16 protein-coding genes and 1 pseudogene are annotated in these 16,619 nt (G+C 57.5%); 8 read left to right on the top strand and 9 right to left on the bottom strand.

The genetic code is table 11. The features are described 5' to 3' along the window. Positions 1 to 85: 85 nt before the first annotated feature. From RM96_RS22660 to RM96_RS40170, 3 genes are all read right to left on the bottom strand, one after another. Positions 86 to 448: a transposase gene (locus RM96_RS22660; RefSeq protein ID WP_039013853.1), complete on the bottom strand. Its 363-nt coding sequence runs from the start codon at positions 446 to 448 to the stop codon at positions 86 to 88. 715 nt (positions 449 to 1,163) lie between these two features. Further along, on the bottom strand, positions 1,164 to 1,811 hold the full coding sequence (locus RM96_RS22655; protein WP_238587373.1) for an alpha/beta hydrolase: 648 nt from the start codon (positions 1,809 to 1,811) through the stop codon (positions 1,164 to 1,166). Between the two features lie 17 nt (positions 1,812 to 1,828). Continuing rightward, the gene (locus RM96_RS40170) at positions 1,829 to 2,362 is read right to left on the bottom strand and encodes an alpha/beta fold hydrolase (RefSeq protein ID WP_238587372.1); all 534 of its coding nucleotides are present in this window, start codon (positions 2,360 to 2,362) and stop codon (positions 1,829 to 1,831) included. A gap of 55 nt (positions 2,363 to 2,417) precedes the next feature. Here RM96_RS40170 and RM96_RS22645 point away from each other — a divergent pair, with 55 nt between their 5' ends. Then, positions 2,418 to 3,470, top strand: a complete 1,053-nt coding sequence (locus RM96_RS22645) for an IS630 family transposase (protein ID WP_039013852.1) — start codon at positions 2,418 to 2,420, stop codon at positions 3,468 to 3,470. Here the strand turns inward: RM96_RS22645 and RM96_RS22640 are convergent. Then, on the bottom strand, positions 3,464 to 4,102 hold the full coding sequence (locus RM96_RS22640; RefSeq protein WP_052279668.1) for an alpha/beta fold hydrolase: 639 nt from the start codon (positions 4,100 to 4,102) through the stop codon (positions 3,464 to 3,466). The two genes, RM96_RS22645 and RM96_RS22640, sit on opposite strands and share 7 nt — an antisense overlap. A 56-nt stretch (positions 4,103 to 4,158) precedes the next feature. After that, a complete protein-coding gene (locus tag RM96_RS22635; RefSeq protein WP_039013850.1) occupies positions 4,159 to 4,869 on the bottom strand; it encodes a flavin reductase family protein in 711 nt (236 codons plus the stop codon). Positions 4,870 to 5,777: 908 nt separating this feature from the next. Between RM96_RS22635 and RM96_RS40915 the strand changes: the two genes are divergently transcribed. Next, a complete protein-coding gene (locus RM96_RS40915; protein WP_193752506.1) occupies positions 5,778 to 5,951 on the top strand; it encodes a hypothetical protein in 174 nt (57 codons plus the stop codon). 15 nt (positions 5,952 to 5,966) lie between these two features. On the opposite strand, the pseudogene RM96_RS37520 reads toward RM96_RS40915, so the two are convergent. Both RM96_RS37520 and RM96_RS22625 read right to left on the bottom strand, forming a co-directional pair. Further along, positions 5,967 to 6,232: pseudogene (locus RM96_RS37520) on the bottom strand (integrase core domain-containing protein); the annotation flags it as partial. A gap of 545 nt (positions 6,233 to 6,777) precedes the next feature. Further along, a complete protein-coding gene (locus tag RM96_RS22625; protein ID WP_063926008.1) occupies positions 6,778 to 7,839 on the bottom strand; it encodes an AraC family transcriptional regulator in 1,062 nt (353 codons plus the stop codon). 592 nt (positions 7,840 to 8,431) lie between these two features. On the opposite strand from RM96_RS22625, the gene RM96_RS22620 reads away from it, so the two are divergent. The 6 genes from RM96_RS22620 (at position 8,432) to RM96_RS38825 (ending at position 14,550) form a co-directional block, all read left to right on the top strand. Next, positions 8,432 to 8,920, top strand: a complete 489-nt coding sequence (locus tag RM96_RS22620; protein ID WP_039013847.1) for a tautomerase family protein — start codon at positions 8,432 to 8,434, stop codon at positions 8,918 to 8,920. Positions 8,921 to 9,211: 291 nt separating this feature from the next. Next, positions 9,212 to 10,150, top strand: coding sequence for a 3-keto-5-aminohexanoate cleavage protein (locus RM96_RS22615; RefSeq protein ID WP_039013845.1), 939 nt, complete (start codon positions 9,212 to 9,214; stop codon positions 10,148 to 10,150). Between the two features lie 371 nt (positions 10,151 to 10,521). Further along, the gene (locus RM96_RS37515; protein ID WP_082016669.1) at positions 10,522 to 11,430 is read left to right on the top strand and encodes an alpha/beta hydrolase; all 909 of its coding nucleotides are present in this window, start codon (positions 10,522 to 10,524) and stop codon (positions 11,428 to 11,430) included. 56 nt (positions 11,431 to 11,486) lie between these two features. Further along, positions 11,487 to 12,290, top strand: coding sequence for an enoyl-CoA hydratase/isomerase family protein (locus tag RM96_RS36430; protein ID WP_052279666.1), 804 nt, complete (start codon positions 11,487 to 11,489; stop codon positions 12,288 to 12,290). Positions 12,291 to 13,003: 713 nt separating this feature from the next. Next, positions 13,004 to 13,771, top strand: coding sequence for an OmpW/AlkL family protein (locus RM96_RS37510; RefSeq protein WP_238587371.1), 768 nt, complete (start codon positions 13,004 to 13,006; stop codon positions 13,769 to 13,771). Positions 13,772 to 13,920: 149 nt separating this feature from the next. After that, positions 13,921 to 14,550 carry a hypothetical protein gene (locus RM96_RS38825; protein WP_152624192.1) on the top strand — a complete coding sequence of 210 codons (630 nt, stop codon included), beginning with the start codon at positions 13,921 to 13,923 and terminating at the stop codon, positions 14,548 to 14,550. A gap of 996 nt (positions 14,551 to 15,546) precedes the next feature. Here the strand turns inward: RM96_RS38825 and RM96_RS22595 are convergent. Both RM96_RS22595 and RM96_RS22590 read right to left on the bottom strand, forming a co-directional pair. Further along, on the bottom strand, positions 15,547 to 15,930 hold the full coding sequence (locus RM96_RS22595) for a hypothetical protein (RefSeq protein WP_039013836.1): 384 nt from the start codon (positions 15,928 to 15,930) through the stop codon (positions 15,547 to 15,549). Between the two features lie 73 nt (positions 15,931 to 16,003). Then, positions 16,004 to 16,579 (bottom strand): Hsp20/alpha crystallin family protein, encoded by a 576-nt coding sequence (locus tag RM96_RS22590; protein ID WP_039013835.1) that lies wholly within the window; start codon positions 16,577 to 16,579, stop codon positions 16,004 to 16,006. Between the last annotated feature and the right edge of the window lie 40 nt (positions 16,580 to 16,619).

Genomic DNA, 16,619 nt, shown 5'->3' with positions numbered 1-16,619 from the left:
AAAAGATACGAACTGTCCGAGGGCTCGGCACGTTCCTTCCGATTACGCGATCCTTCCTATTAGGCGAGTAATCGCAAGCTTTCGATTACTCGCCGGGCAAGGTACGCAGACGCAGATAGGCTTCCGGCTGTGGGCGCGGCCGGTGCAGCGCGATCATGTGCCGGAAGTGGTGCTGGCTCCCGCGGTAGCCGCGTTCGGTCACCATCGCATACAGGCGGCTGGCCGTGAGCGACGGGAACTTCTTCAACGTCTCATGGATGAATGGTAGGTAGGCGTCGATCTGCGAGGGCCGCTGCACGCTACCAATCCTGGGCAGACCGGCCTGCGCCAGCACGCGCTGAACGGTGTCTCGGTGCACATGCAACTGGCGCGCGATGGTGCCGGCGCGCCATTTCTCGACGTGGTAGTAACGCAGGATCTGGGCTTCAAGTTCTACTCCAATGGTCATGGGTCGTGTCCTGTGCGGTCAGTCGTACGAACATCACGGAAGACCCGACGACGCAGTGGTCCGAGGCGGACAAAGCCCGAATATGCGCAACGGCAGAAGTGGCAATGCTCAGGCACCGGTGTTGAGGCGCCAGCGGGCGCCGGTGCTCTGGCCGGCGTCGTCAAGGTCAGCGGCAGTAGAGCATCGGCGGCCTGCGCGGCGGAACCCTGATGCGTCACTTTCTTTTGGCGACAGCGGTAGCGGCGCATCCGCTCCGCGTGGGCCAAGCGGCCGCGGCGGCTGCGTTGATAGCGCTGAGCGGCCTCGCGCAGGCTGGCGCGGCGCGCTGTTTGCGAGCAGCCGCCATTGCAGTAGATCTGACCGCGGTCGCAGCGGCGGCAAACAATGACCTGCGCCCGGCAATGGGCGCACACAAAGAGGCGGCCCGTGGCCGGCATCGGCAATTCCCCCGTTATGCCGAAGCGGCCTCGACGGGATGGGCGAGCCGTGCCATACTGGCCCGGCACGCGCGCCCTTGGCACGAGTGGGGCACGACATCGGGATGAACTTGGCGGTTTGGACCGGTGTCGTGCCTGTTTCTTTTCGGCGGTAAAGCCAACCTTTTACCGCATCCCTACTGCGACGTCACCACCTTGCGGAATGCCCGCACCGGGCGCGTCTGCACTCGCCCTACGGGCTCGTTCCGACGCGCCCGGTGACAACCTTCAATATCGGATCAGAAGACCTCGGGACGTCCTGCAATACAGGAGTTGCTCCGCATCTTTAAGCCGCGCCGCCGTTTAGTGCCGGTTTTAGACAACCGTTCACAACTGGGATCGGTGCTCACAATTGCCTGACGGCGCGGCGGTTCGCCCTGCAGCTGCGCTCGGTCGTCATCGGCAAACATTTCCTCGATTGCACCTACATTTTCCGGTGGAATGCGGCGTAGACCCTGCTCATAACCGCTGATGGTTGGTACCTGTGCGACGACACAACGCAACCGGCGGTCTGTCGCGCCAAGTACGATGGCGTGCCCCCCAGCGTAACTTGTTCCCCACAGGCCGATGCGCTTGGAATCGACGACATTCAGGCTTTCGAGGTAGCTGATAGCGCGTCGCCAGTCCGCGATCTGTCGCCAGGGGTCCACGTCCTGCCTAGGCGTGCCCTCGCTCGCACCGAACCCGCGATGGTCGTGCAGCATCACGACGAATCCGGCCTCAGCAAAGGCTTTCGCGAATGGTTCAATGCCGTGTTCCTTGACGCCAGCGTAGCCATGCGCCATCGTAATGGCCGGTCGCGGGCCATCGCCAGGCGGGACAAATAGCCACCCGCGAAGCTTGACGTTGCCATCTACTTCAAATTCCACATCGGTCCGTGTCACCATTTCAAGCTCCTGATAGGTCAAGATCCGGTGTAGAAGAAACCGGGGTCAATCTTCCCTTGCAGCCGTCGCGCCAGCTCAGCCGAGAACTTCAGGGCACCGCCCAGCGGCCGATGGTGGATTGCTGCATGGACAACTTTTCCTTCCTCATTTTTGGTCAGGACCGTGACTCCAAACAGCTTTTCGCCACCAAAGGCTTGCGCCTCCCACTGGAGATAGTTTTGCAGGCCGCTATGAGCTTCGTATGTGAATGCCAGGGCCTCATAGATTTGGCTGGCAGTCCCCATTATTGTCTTCACCTCATCGATGCCAACGGCGGGCCTGGTTAGCACGCTAGCTTCGAGGACGACGTCCACCGCAAAGGCGTCGGCAAAAGAATTCTCCGATTTTTGCTCGAACGCGCGGGTCCACCCTTGAGCGGGGACGGCGGTCGCGTCGACCGCTGCTAGGAACTCACGAAGGTTTGTGGCGAAGTCTTCAGGTTGCTCGACGTGTGGCCAGTGGCCTGCGTTGCCGATCGAAATGACGGTAGGGTGGTTAAAGCGCGGTTTCACAGAACTAGTCCTTGCGTCATTGAAAAAGCACCCCATTCATGGTTAGATCAGGTGCATGGGAAAAATGAATCTGACCGAACTCGAGCGTGAACAACTGCTGGCGGCGACGCGCAGCCGAACCATTCGAGCGGCCGACGCGCGTCGGGCCAAGCTGATCCTGATGCTTGAAGACGGCGAGTCCCGCGACGCAATCATTGAGCGGCTGGGTTGCGATTCGCGTTTCATCTCGCGTTGGTCGGGCCGGTTTCTGGCCGAGCGCCTGGCAGGCTTGTACGCGCGCCACCCTGGACGAGCGCCGCTGCAGCCGCCGGAAAAGCTCGAGGCGCGTGTGCTGAGCTACACGCTCAAGCGCAAGCCCGCGGACGGGGCGACGCATTGGAGCAGCTACAAGCTTGCCGCGGAACTGGGGGGCGTATCCGTCTCGACCGTGCAGCGCATCTGGCGCAAACATGGCGTGCGCCCGCACAGGTTGGAGCGGCACATGATCTCCAATGATCCCAACTTCGAGACCAAGGCCGCAGACGTGATCGGGCTGTACCTGAACCCGCCGGCGCATGCGGCGGTGTTCTGCGTGGACGAGAAGACCGCGATCCAGGCCCTGGACCGCAAGGACCGGATGTTGCCACTGTCGCCAGGGCGTGCCGAAAGTCACGGCTTTGAATACAAGCGCAACGGCACGCTCAGCCTGTTTGCCGCACTCAACACGGCAACCGGGGAGGTGATCGGCAAGACCGCGCCCCGCCATACTAGCGAGCAGTTCGTGGCCTTCCTTACCGACGTTGTGACCAGTCAGCGGCCGGAGCAAGAAATCCATGTCATCTGCGACAACGTCAGCAGCCACAAAACCGAGCGCGTACAGACCTTCCTCGAGGAACACCGTAACGTGCGGTTGCACTACACGCCGACCTACACGTCCTGGCTCAATCAGGTCGAGAACTGGTTCGCGCGTATTCAGCGCGATGTGATCGCACGCGGCGTCTTTACCTCGGTGAAGGACCTGGATCGCAAGTTGATGCGTTATATCCGCCAACACAACAAGAATCCCAAGCCAATCAAGTGGAAGTACGACGATCCATCGCGGCGAATTCGTCCGGTGCCAATTCAATGACGCAGTGGACTAGTGACCATCTCTTCGGTGACAAAGGGATCACCTTCTCCCCGGACAATCAACACCGGGCCTTCATACTGGCTGCATTGTTCCCCCAAGTGGTGGCCGCGGTTCCAAGTGTCGGCGAGCACGCCGACTGACGAGGCTATGATTCCGTCGCCGAGCATTCCTAGCTTCTCAAGACGAACATCGTCTAGGTTGACCGAGAATCGGCGGCGGCCTTCCCGTTGCGCATCAGGATTGCCACCCATCGCATGGAAAGTCTTCATAACCTCGTCCGGCAGACCCGCTCCTTTCAAAGGAACAGGCGTGACGAGCACGAAGCCTCGGACCTGTTCTCCGAGTTGTGTCGCTACCAACTCGGCAATCTGCGCCCCCATGCTGTGGCCTACGAGGACAACCGGTCCGGCCTGTGCACGAACTTGGGTGGCAACGTCTTCCGCAAAGCGGTCGAGGCTGTATGGGCCGCTCTCGCCGGAACGGCCCCCCATTCCTGAAAGATCTAGACACTGAGCACTCGCGGCGCAGTCGCCGATGGTTGCAACGACATCGCTCCACACGGTGGCGCCATCGAGGAATCCATGAATAAATACGAGTGTGGTTTGCTGTGCTTGGAGCATAGAATTGGTCATAGGGGTAACGTGGTTAGCCGAATTGATTAAGGCTTGCTACAAAGTGATTTATAGGACTAACGCGTAGCGCCGGAAGCAGACCAAGCATTTGTATCGATAGGAGAGAAACCGTCGTCATGCGCGTCGAGTCGTTCGATGCGCTTGTTCTGGAAGGCGGCAAGCACTTGCTCGTCAAGGGGTGTCGTGAAGGCGTTCTTGACGAGGGTGTATTCGGCAGCTAGGCGTCCGACAGCTTGCAGCCCCGCGGTGTCGATGCGGCCGCGGTCGAGATAGAGATCATCGCGGATATGGAAGCGCACCACTTCACCAAACACCACGTGGTCAAGGTCTTTGTCGATGGGAATGATGCGATTGAGCTTGCACTCCATCGCGATAGGTGCATTCTTAACTCGGGGAGGACGTACTACGACTGATGCAGCCTTCTCAAGCCCGACCTCATTGAACTCGTCGGCATCGGAAGGGAATTCGTAGGCGGTGCGATGCATTGCATGAGCCAGTTCCAGGCTAACGACGTTGACTACGAACTCTCCTGTGTCTCGGATATTGACAAAGGTGTCCTTCAAGGTAACTTCATCTGAGCGTGGTTGAAGCGAGAGCGAAACCATTGGCGGCTTACGTCCAACGGCAGTGAAGAAGGAGATTGGCGCAAGGTTTGCGATGCCGTCTTTTGACTCGGTGCGGACCCATGCGATTGCGCGGGGCAAGATAGAGCCGATCAGCAGTTTGTAATTCGATGCCGCGCTAAGGGTACTTGGGTCAATCAACATGATGTGTTCCTTGAATACTATTCGTTTCTGCGTAAGCAGGCGGCTGCGCCAGTGTCAGGTCATCGAGCTAGGACTAAGCTATTTCGCCCACGCCTATTGACGGCTGGCGGAAGATGCACTGACGAGCTTGCGGCGAGCAGCGGTGGGGTGTTGTCGCGATGTAGCGGAACTGCATCCGACGGTCTCGTTCGGTACGCTTCTCTTGCGACTCTTGTTGGCTACTTTAGGAAACATGTCCGGTGGGAAGAAGAGGGAAAAGAGGAAAGAATTTTTTCAAATTCATCAAAAATCGGCGGCTCGGCCTCTGGGGGGTGCTCTATGATGCATTTTCAGGTAGTGCATTGAGCGCGCTCTGCTGGTGGTCATTGTGGCTCCACTGCTCGTTGAGTCCGCTGGGCTGGGTAAGGACAAATAGCAATGCGCGGAATGTCGCCTGCTTGTCGCCGTGAACATTCACGTGCCTGCATTTGCATCCCGCAGGTCGCAGCGATGTGGGATGGCAGCCCATTCCGTCCGTACCGTCACCCGAGTCCCTTGCTTGCGTAGGAGAAGCATGGGCTCTGGCTTAATTCCCTGGCGAGAGAGGTGAATCGCGTCTGGAATCGGGAACGGGAACTATTCGATACTGCCGAGGCCGGCAGTCGTAGCGGATCGCCACAATGGTTCGCTCGCTGGCTCGGTGACGACGGTGTGGCTTCGCGCCGGTCCTACCATCCGGGCGACAACTACCCCGAAAGTCCGGTACATGAAGGCTCGTCGCGCGTTGGGCGCTTTTCTCCAGGCTGGCGATCGACAGAGGCTGAGAGGGCTGTCGTTGCACCGCTGGCCGACTATACGCAGTTCGCGCTCCAGGCCGTGGACAAGGACAAGGGGATGCAAACGACGATGATTGTCGTTCGCTTGTTCGCTTGTTCAGCCGGTTGGTCAAGGATCAAACGCTGAGTGCAAGCATCTTGACGATCGTCGCAGACGAGGTACGAGGGACGTTTGAAATAGCGAACCTGTTCAGGCAGGTCCGCGTTCTTGCGTCGTGGGGGCAGGTCTACGAGACCGAAGATTCGGCCTCCGTGCTCTTGTGTTGACGGCGGGTTGTGAACCGCCCCGGCTTCGGCTGGCGGGATATAGCCGAAGGGTTCCATCAGCCGGTGGTGATTGAACCAGGCTACCCATTCCAGCGTGGCCAGTTCAACGGATTCACGCGTCTTCCAGGCAGTACGACGATGGATCAGCTCAGCCTTGTACAGCCCGCTGAGCGTCTCAGCCAAAGCGTTGTCGTAGCTGTGTAGCTGTCGCCCCGGCTACCGACCGACGGCTCGATGGCCGCCTCGGCCAGGCGCTCGCTATAGCGAATGCTGACGTACCGTTTCTGTTCCAGAGCCGGACTGGTCTGCCCCTGAGCCTGAACCGGGTGAAAGGGATCGTCAGCCAGATCGGCCTGAGGCATCCTGAATTCGCCGATCTGCATCCGCACTGCTTGAGAAGTACCTGTGCGACCGACTTCAAGGAAACGGGCCGCCGCAGGGGCCTCGATGAATCGGATATCGACAAGCCTTCTTCGGCTGGCGCTCTGACCAGTCAATCGCGCCGTACGTCGAGGACGTAACACACCGGGAAGCCGCTGAGATCGGATTGGCACAATCAAGCGTTGCTTTTTGGCAGTGCAAGGTGAGCGAGCGCAATCATGACGAGCGACGAGTTAAACCGTCTGTTGGGTCATAAGCTCCGTCAGTTCGGACTGTCGCCGCTCTGCTGACGTTTTTACGGCTCTCCCGCGCGCGTTGGCGGCACTCACGCGAACGAACGCTATGGACTGAACGTTCGCGACCGTGCGCTGCCGCGCGGCATTGCGCGGGCGTGTTCTACTCGTTGATTAGCAGGAAAGCAAACGCAGTTCAGTTTCTAGCCAGCTCAAAGGCGCGGATTTGAATTGAACGACGCCTCGGACGGTGGTTGCGAGACGTTCTTGTCCTCCGGATGTCTCACGTCACTCGGCGTCCGGCCTGTCCACCTTTTGAAAGCCTTACGGAAGTTGGAGGCGTCTGAGAATCCTGTCTGCTCCGCTATCTGCTCGATCGTCATCGTGGTTTGCTTAAGGAACCGGAAGGCCAGTCTTTGGCGCACCTCATCAACGATTGACTTATATGTGACGCCTCCGGCCGCGAGGCGGCGATGCAGCGTCCGCAGGGACAGTCCCAGTCTTTCGGCTACAGAATCGATGTTTCCAATGTCACCCTTTTGATTCATAAGCATGGCGGTGATGGTAGATACCAGGTCAAGGCCTTTGGCTTCGTCTATTAGTGGCGGATCCCACGAGAAAGACTGAAGGATGCTCGTGGTCATCGGATTCGCGTTCGGCAGCACCAGATCACGCGCTAGCGCGTCGTAGTGCCATTCGTTGACCCCCGCGTCGAATTCGATGGGGCAGCCGAACTGCGTCTCGTACTCGCGCCAATACGAGGGGGCGGGATATGAGACGAGCATCCGAATCGAGGGAAAGGGCGCCTCCAAAATATTGCAAAACAAACCATTCATCGAGCTGCACCAAAACTCGCTAACAAACGGCAATGCGTCTCCTAAAAAGGTGGCATTGGGCGCGAACAAAATGCCGAGGTCGCCTTCGATGCGAGAACCTAGTGGAACGGTATGCGTGGCGCGCGGAAACTGCTTTAGGCCCAGATCGAGTGCGTCGCCCAGCGTGCTGCAGCTTGCCATTGCGTATCCGAAGACGCAAAAATCGCTCATGCGTTGTCTTTTACCAGCGTAGATCCCTAGCTCCGGCCGACCGGATAGACGATGCGCATTGTCATAGACTACTAGCCGTTGTCGGCGCGAGACTAGGGATCGGGGGTCACTTAGCTGGTTAGTCGTTATCCCAGAGCCCGCCAGCAACTGGTCGGCCGGCACGCCTTGGTCTGCGAGTTCTGCAAATAATGCGCGTAACCCAAACACCCTCTGCGTTGGAGCATCCATCGCCAAATTTCGCAGGTAGTCGGGAGAGGTCGGCGGCGGGTCATCCGATGACATGTTAAGCACAAGGTTTCTCCGAAGAAAGGTCCGGGATCGCTGATTTCACAAGAAGTGTTCGATGCTATCGGTTACAGCTACGTCCAGTTGATGTGGCCTCGTTGTCGCCGCCCTTGCACTGATTCAATATCGCGCCGCCACTGTCGGTAATTTGACACCAAATGACCTCTACGTTGGCACCGTCGAACCTCGCCGGGTCTCATAGCGCTACGTATCATCCGCTCATAAGGTAACGGTTTCCTATCAGGGATAGCCCCTAAGAGATCGACAACCATAGACCTGACTTTCACCGATCGGTGACGCGATCGCCACACATTTACTGGTCGAATGAGCTTAAGAAGATGATTTCGGCTGATTGATCGGTCAACCGCTATTCGCAGACGTGAGTGCGTCGTTAATGGCGAGCACGCGTCAATCGTTACCCAAAGACGAACAGGTAGGTGAGGGTTAAAAGTTAGTCGCGGCAGGTGGCGACGGGTTCCTTGCTAGAAGCAAGGTAGTTGTTAATACGTTGGTCGACATGGACTGGAGAGAGACTATGCCATTGTGGAAGATTTATCACCCGGCCGGGGCTTACGCTGCCGAGGACAAGAAGGCTATGTCCAAGGTAATTACCGAGGCGTACGCGCAGATACCGATTCCGCGGTTTTATGTTGTCGTAATCTTCGAGGAGCTAGAAGAAGGTTCGTGCTTCGTTGGCGGAGAACCACGCAACAACTTTGTTCGGTTCAAGATCGACCAGATTGCAAGGACGATCCCAAGCCCGATTGGGCGGGAGTTTTGGATGAGGACGATCGACGAACTCGTTGCGCCCTGGGTGCGAGATCGAGGTTTCGACCGCGAGTTCTCGATTGCCGAACTGCCTGTTGACCTGTGGACGGTTCAGGGCGAAATTCCTCCTCCCTTTGAATCTGTAGCCGAGAAGCGGTGGATCGAGGAAAACAAGGCCGGTCCGTTTACTTTCGCGGAAAAGATCCCCGCGAACATGAAATCTCTGGGGACAGGGCCCGGAATGACCGGAGCCTAGCGGATTGATAAGCGCCCAGCGACTGGGTGCTTCCCAATTGCCCGAATCAGGCTTTGGCGCCTCGTGCGAAAAGTAATGCGAACAGCCATTTTCATCGTTAGTCCAGCATACAACACCTGCGCGCAAAAGTGACAAGTGAGGTGAAGTCCGCCGCGGCATATCTTGGCTCATTTTCGAACTGCTACGGGCCGGAGACAGGACACATACCTGCCGCCCCGGACTGCCGTTCTAATCACCGGCGACAACACGTCCCGCGCATATCAAGTTTGTGTTCCTCCGAGGAGACGCTCCATGAGCGCAGAAAAACGCAAGGTAATCATTACCTGCGCCGTAACCGGCTCTATACATACACCGACGATGTCAGAGTACTTGCCGATTACTCCAGAACAGATCGCAGTACAGTCTATTGAAGCGTTCGAAGCCGGCGCCGCTATTCTTCACTTGCACGCTCGCAATCCGATAGATGGACGCCCTTCGCCCGCCCCGGGGTTGTTTGAACAGTTTGTCCCTCGAATAGCCGCCGAGACCGACGCCATCATCAACATCACAACGGGGGGAGGCTCCTCCATGACGCTGGCCGAACGACTCGCATATCCGCGAATTGCTAGGCCAGAGATGTGTTCTCTTAACATGGGTTCCATGAATTTCTCGATTCATCCGATCGCAAGCAAGATCAGGAAATGGAAATACGACTGGGAAGGCCCAGCGGTCCAAGCGACCGAAGACGCGATTTTTAAGAACACGTTCAAGGACATAAAAAACATCGTCACAGAACTGAGCGAGCACGGCACTCGCTTTGAGCTCGAGTGTTACGACGTCGGCCATCTCTACAACCTTGCGCACTTTGTCGATGAAGGGTTGATTAAACCGCCTTTTTTCATCCAGTCCATTTACGGCATTTTGGGCGGTCTCGGCCCGGATCCTGAAAATATCACAATGATGCGCACTGTCGCGGATCGCCTTTTCGGTCGGGAATCGTATGAATTCTCTGTGCTAGGCGCGGGCCGCCATCAGATGACACTGCTTACCGCTGGGGCAATCATGGGTGGCAACGTCCGGGTCGGCTTGGAAGATAGCATTTTCATTGAAAAGGGCAAGATGGCTCGTTCGAACGCAGAACAAGTCAAAAAGATTCGTCGGATCTTAGAAGAGCTTTCCTTCGACATTGCTACACCAGCAGAGGCTCGTGAAATCCTCCGGCTGAAAGGCCGCGAGCACGTCGGGTTCTAACTGACCTTGACGATTCTCGCTCGCCAGAGGCGATGCTGAGCGAACCGAATGAGCGGACGTGTGCAAGCGTCTTCGCGCCGTCATCGCGGTGCTGCGGGTAGCTGCATTGGCACCAACTTACCCCATTTTTGGCATTCCTCAACCTTGTGACGCCCGTCTCACGGTCACAGAATCACTACGCCGGCTTATGGATGCGGCGCGGCACAAAGCATGCCGTCGTCCCGCATTGGAAGGTGCGGGCGCTTCGCGTCATCCTTCGGACTGTTCGAAGGCGGCTTAACCAGAGCGGGGAGATGGCCATTATAGTCCGAGAGTAATCGGTCTACCCACGGTGTAGACAAAACCACACAAATAGCTAGGAGGAGCGTGCTGTGAGACAAGATGTTAGCTTTAACGCAGAGGGCGTGACATTGCGGGGATGGCTTTACAAACCAGACAGCGGGACCTCGGCATGCGCCGCCGTCGTGATGGCACACGGCTATTCAGCGGTGAAAGAGATGTATCTCGATAGCTATGCCGACGCTTTCTGCGATGCCGGTTTTGCCGTCCTGGTTTTCGACAATCGAAACTTCGGAGCTAGCGACGGTACTCCTCGATACGAAATTGACCCAATACAACAGGTCCGGGACTATCGGAATGCCATTTCTTTTATAAGCAGTTTGGATGGCATTGATAAGAATCGGATTGGCGTATGGGGATCTAGTTACAGCGGTGGTCACGTCCTGATGCTAGGCGCGATCGATAGGCGAGTCAAATGCGTCGTGTCACAAGTTCCCTTTGTGTCGGGGAAGCAGCTCATTGATCGAGCTGTCCGCCCTGACCATCTTCCTGCGCTGCGGGCCACGCTCGACGAAGACCGAATGCGCCGTTTCTCTGGCGAGATTCCCGCGATGATTCCGGCGGTAAGTGAAGATCCGGCCTTACCAAGCGCGATGCCTCAATCGGACGCGTGGGAATGGTTCTCTGTAACGGCGCAGTCTCGCGCACCGGCATGGAAAAACGAGGTGACCCTTCGGTCAATCGAAATGTTGATGGAGTATGAACCGGGCTGTTACGTGTCTGCCATTTCTCCGACTCCACTCCTCATGGTTGTGGCGGCTGCCGATCACGTGAACCCCGGCGACTTGCAGCTAGGCGCATTCAATCGGGCACTCGAGCCAAAGAAGCTTGTTGTAATTCCAGGTGGTCATTTCGATGCGTATGCGGGGCCCAGTTTCGATGTCAGTAGTAGTGCGGCAGTGGGCTGGTTCAAGCAGCATCTCTCGCCAACTGTATCGTGATGTCCGCGACTGGCGATCAAGGTTGGGGGCGCGGCGATAAATCAATGGAGACAACGATGGGAAAAGTTTCATTTGAAACCAATAATCAAATTGCGGTCGTAAAATTTTGCAATCCGAACAAGGGATTCATGGACTTTGACATGCTCGCCCAGCTTAATGGGGTTATGGACACGCTAGAGGCCGACCCCAACGTGCGTGCAATTATCTTCACCGGCGGACAACCGGAAGAGTTCGTTCGGCATGTGTCCGTTGAGGATTTGCTTGCATTTGGCCAAATGGTCCGCACTGGCCGGGAAGCTGGCCTGCCGGACCCGTTGGGTGCGCGCAGCCCGCTGCGGGCTGGTTGGGAAAAGATTGAACATTCGCAAAAGCCTACGATTGCCGCTATTAACGGCTACTGCATGGGTGGCGGACTCGAAATTGCGCTTTGTTGCGACATTCGGATCGCGGGACCCGGTACATACACAATAGGACAACCGGAAATCCAGATTGGCCTTATAACGGGTGCCGGCGCTTCAGTGAGGCTCGCTCGAGCAGTGGGTGCTGGGAAAGCTCTCGAATGGGTGTTACGTGGCCGCCTTTTTTATCCCGAAGAAGCTGCGAAAGAAGGTCTGGTTCACCACTATGTGACTGAAGACGTGGTCACAGCAGCGCTGCAGATAGCGAACGAGTTTCTCGACAAGCCCGCCGCAGCGCTCTCATTCTACAAACAGCTTGTACGTTCGAGCGAGGATCTACCTCTGTCGGAGAGTCTAGACCGTGAAGCTGCTGGCTTCATACACATGATGTCCTACGACACACAGGCGATACAAATGATGAAGGACTATGTTGCAGGAGGCCACAAGCTCAAGAAGGTCTAGCGGTCAATATGAATGCACCGGCTCGTTTGATATCGGGCCGTTGCATTGGGCAAGGGTCACTAAGTGAGCAACTGATAAGCGCCTGAAGCGGTCCGGTGAGTTGGTTGGAAGCCGTCTCAAGGGGCCCCCGTCACGACGCCCTGTGCAAAGGCCGAAAAGATGGCACTTACGATCCAACAGCTGGATGGGACGATCTGGAAGAAACTCAATGATCGTCGACTCGTTCTTGGGCAACGATCTGCCTTGTAGTGCCGACGTATTAATAAGATATGCGAAGGAGGTGCTGACGGTTTGTAAGCCAAAATCGTTGCGCACGATGGGCCCCCGATTGGCTCGAGCCGGATCCCGTGACAGGAATTCGAATTACGGAGTTCAGGAACAGGCGAGCCCAAACGACAATGCTATGTCAGGGTTGAGACGGTCAAAGATGAAATGGGGTCGCTTTGTATTTCTTCCGTCATGAAGGCGGCCCGTGGCGCGTTTTTCCACCGGCTCCCGAGCGTCCCGCAATGCGCCTGATATGAACTGCGAGAAGGGTCTCAATCAAGAGAGCGAGCGGGAAGCGAGTGGACGACGCCTAAGAATTGTGGCGATGGATTGGGTGTGAACGATTAGCTGAGCGGTAGGCCCGATTTTTCCTGAAAGAACATACCGCGTGGCGCAACGAAGCTGTGGCGTCGGACAAAGGATCGATAAAAACATTGGAGACGGCTTTGAAGCATTTGAAAACAATGACTACGTTCTGCATGGTGGCCGCTACTCTTCATCCGTGTTGTGTTCGTGCGCAAAGTGCCGGAAGCTTTGTGACTACGTTGGGTGCATCATGGCTCGATTTTCCGAACTCAAAATCGCAACCGATTGTCAGCTCTTCGGTATTTGGGACTTTTACGTCGCCGGGAACAAATACTGTAGTTCATAACGCGGTTATGCCTTCGATGCTTTTTACCTATTTCATAACGGATCATCTGGCAGTGGAAGGAGCCGTAGCTGTGCCGCCAAAGCTGGAAGTTGGTGCCCAGGGAAATGTGGCGGCTTTCGGAGTCGGTGGTCCTGTTTTACCGCTTGGTGAAATTCAACCACTCTTCACCGTGCGGGCGTGGGCGCCTATAGTTGTCGCGAAATACTACTTTGGAGGGGCGGAGAACAAGATAAGGCCATTCTTGGGAGTCGGCGTTAACTATTCGTGGTTCAGATCGGTCCAATTGAATCCGCTATTTTCCGGAGCATTAAGTCAGCTCGCAGGTCCGGGCGGAAGCGTCGAGGCGTCGTTGAGTTCGTCGTGGAATCCGGTGCTTGAGGCTGGCTGGGCGTATCGGATCAACGTGCGCTGGATGCTCACCGGGTCGATGACCTGGTTTCCGCTCAAAACCAATGCGAGCTTCAATGCAGTAAATGCGAACGGGCAAGTCGTTCTTTCGAACAGGACCCGCATGTCGGCGGCTCCACTAATTGTGAACGTCGGTGTCGGATACGAATTTTGAAGATTCGACATAAGGCGCTTTTCCGGTCGTCTTCGGACGCGAAGACAGTGGTTGATAAGCCGAAGATCGGACCGAAGCGCTTGATGTCCTGACCAGCAGAGAACAATGATGACGAACGTGTCGACGTTGATTCGATCGACTGGAGAAATGTGCTGCCGGACTACGTGCAGGACCAGAAGATCCTCAGTGGTAAATGGGGACCCTGTCCGTTCTGCTCTGGCGGTTCGACGTTTCGAGTTGTCTGGGAACGTCGCGGGAAGGGTGGTTCGGGATGGTATTGCGCCAAGTGCGAAACCGGTGGGGATCTAGTGGGCGTCATCCACGAGGTCACCGGCAAGCCACTGGCTGAAATCTATTCCGAGCTGCGGGAGGCGCGGTACAAGCAGGGCATGGCGCCATCGACCTTCATTCCGAAGGTGGTAGCGCGTCCGGAAAAGACCCCGGAGGAGTATCGCGCGATCCTGCGCAACATCTGGGAGCGCGGTCTGGCCATCACGGAAGACTCGCCGGTGTGGAAGTACTTGTGTCATCGCGTGCCCGGCCTTCATCTCGATTGGCTCGGCCCCGATGTCCGTCTGCTGCAGCGGCTCGTCGCCGCCGGCGACAAGACTGCTCGGACGCTTCAGCGAATCTTGGTTGCGTGCGATGGGCAAGCGCGTCATCGTGATCGCATCAGTCCAGGAAGGTGTGGATTTCTGCGATATCTGGAAACTGTAGCGCCGCGTGAAACGGCTTGCCGAGCGTGCGGAGCGTCAGGAATAGAAGGAGCGTCTGCGTAAGCAGACGCGGGGGTTTCGTCGAGCCGCATAACGACACGACCTTTTGAAACGGCCACCTTCGCGGTGGCCGTTCTTCTTTATGCTCACCGCGTGCACGCGACGAGTCGTACCGACAGGGGGAGAGGTATCACCGAGAGGCCCAGCGACTCGAGCCATGCATTGATTTGATGGTGCGTGATCCGGCCGCCAGCCCGCGGCGCAGGCACGAGGAATCGATGGGCAAAGTCTCGAGCGACCTCCTCTAAGTACTCGCGCGACCAGAACGAAGCGTTCCAGTCCGGCCGCGGGAAGCGCACCTCGAGCCTGGACAATCGGTAGGCAGACTCTGATGCAGAGCCCCACGGCAAGCTTTCGATGTCCCATGCAGTGGTATCGCCTGGCAGGTTAGTACCCGCGACCTCAGCCGCCGCCCCATCACCGTCTTCATCCTGGATGCAAAGGACGAGCCCCCAGTGGAACGGAGGTAGCGGGGCTGCCGGACTCCGGTCGGCGAGCAGGTTTGACGCCGGCGAATATCCGGCAGTAGGCACAGCATGGAGGCGAGAACTGAGAATCACCGCAGCACCAAAGTATTGACGTTGTCCCTAGGATACCGAGTATGTCTCGAGGTGGAAGCCGCCCACCACATGCTCAAGTTAGGATACGGCTAGCCATTTCCTTCCAAACCTTGTGGCCCTTCGGGCAAAAACCCTGCCTCCAGGGGAGGGGCCGTGCGCGGCGGCGGTCGCCGTGTTTGCGCTCTTCTGCCGGCGTCCCACGTATCCTGGTCGGTCATGTGCGAGCCGGCGGTATGACGCAGCCAAGGGCCGAGGCGCTGGCGAGCACGGCTGCCTGCGGTTCCCACTCGGGCCCGCGCGACCGCAGGCGCTCGGCCGCTCGACCGAACACTTCTTTCAGAATCAGGTGCAGCGCCCCGCGTGATAGGGCCTTCTCGCGACCCGTCTCGCGGCCGATCACCGCAGCACCAGGGGGCGCGTTCCCCGGGCTGCCTGGGCCTCACTGTATGGGTGGAACGACGCCAAGCTTCTCCGCCAACATCCGCTCATACACGCCAAAGTGCCTGTCCACTTCCGCTTGACTGACCACCACCACCTCCATGTTGACCTGCTCGACCCTCAGTCCAAATATCGTGGCCAAAGCCAATTCAAGGTGGGGCGCCGCTTCCCTGTCTTTTTCGAAAGTCGTACCGACGCTGATCGTATAGGCTTTCTCGCCTTGTCCAGTGACCTCGACAAGGCGGGCGCCCGCGCTCAAATTATTCTCGATGGCAATCCTGGCCAGTTCCGCCACACTCCGCGTTCTCTCGGTCGGGAATCCGCGCGCGCATCTGAGCCGCACCCGATGGGTACCCAGCGTCAGCCATTCAGAATCGAACTCCATCGAAATCTCCCTTTGGAAGCCGTTGCAGGCTGGCCCCGGGTATGCGGACCGCCTCACTAGATTGCCGACCAGCTTACTTGACTTCGATCTTCCTGACGGCTGGCGGCGGCGAACCCGACTTGGGTAGACGCAATGTCAATAGGCCTCGTTCGAATTTCGCCTCGACGTGATCCAGGTCGAGACCATCCGGCAGGGGGATACTACGCATGAATGCGCCATACGCTCGCTCCAAGCGGTAACAGCCGTTTTCCTCGCTCCGAATATCCTGCTTCTTCTCACCTCGCAGCACCAGCGCCCCGTCTTCGATGGAAGTCTGCACATCTTCGCGGTCCATACCCGGCAACTCGGCGGTGATCCTCAGCGCCGCGCCATCATCGACGACGTCGATCCGGGGCTGGAAGCGAGAGGAACTGAAGTCGCCGAACCATCGATCCAGACCACTGAAGCCCGCGAACGGTTCATGCAGGAATTCGCTCATCGCTCGCCAGGGGTCACCGGAAAAATACCGCGAAACGTCCGGCGAGTCCGGTAACCCTTGCCTGGATACTGCGACGTTGGATGACTCGTCCCTGGATGCTCTGGACGGCTTTTCGGCGGTCGTCCTGCGTAGGAACTTGAACGGGTTCCACTTGCCCAGTTCCGTTTTCATCTTGTCCTCCTATCGACGCATACGTGATCCGTCCTCCCAC

The sequence above is a fragment of the Cupriavidus sp. IDO genome, assembly GCF_000812465.1.
Lineage (GTDB): Bacteria > Pseudomonadota > Gammaproteobacteria > Burkholderiales > Burkholderiaceae > Cupriavidus.
Note: the sequence above shows the minus strand (reverse complement) of the source record. Positions and strands in the feature narration are given on the sequence as shown.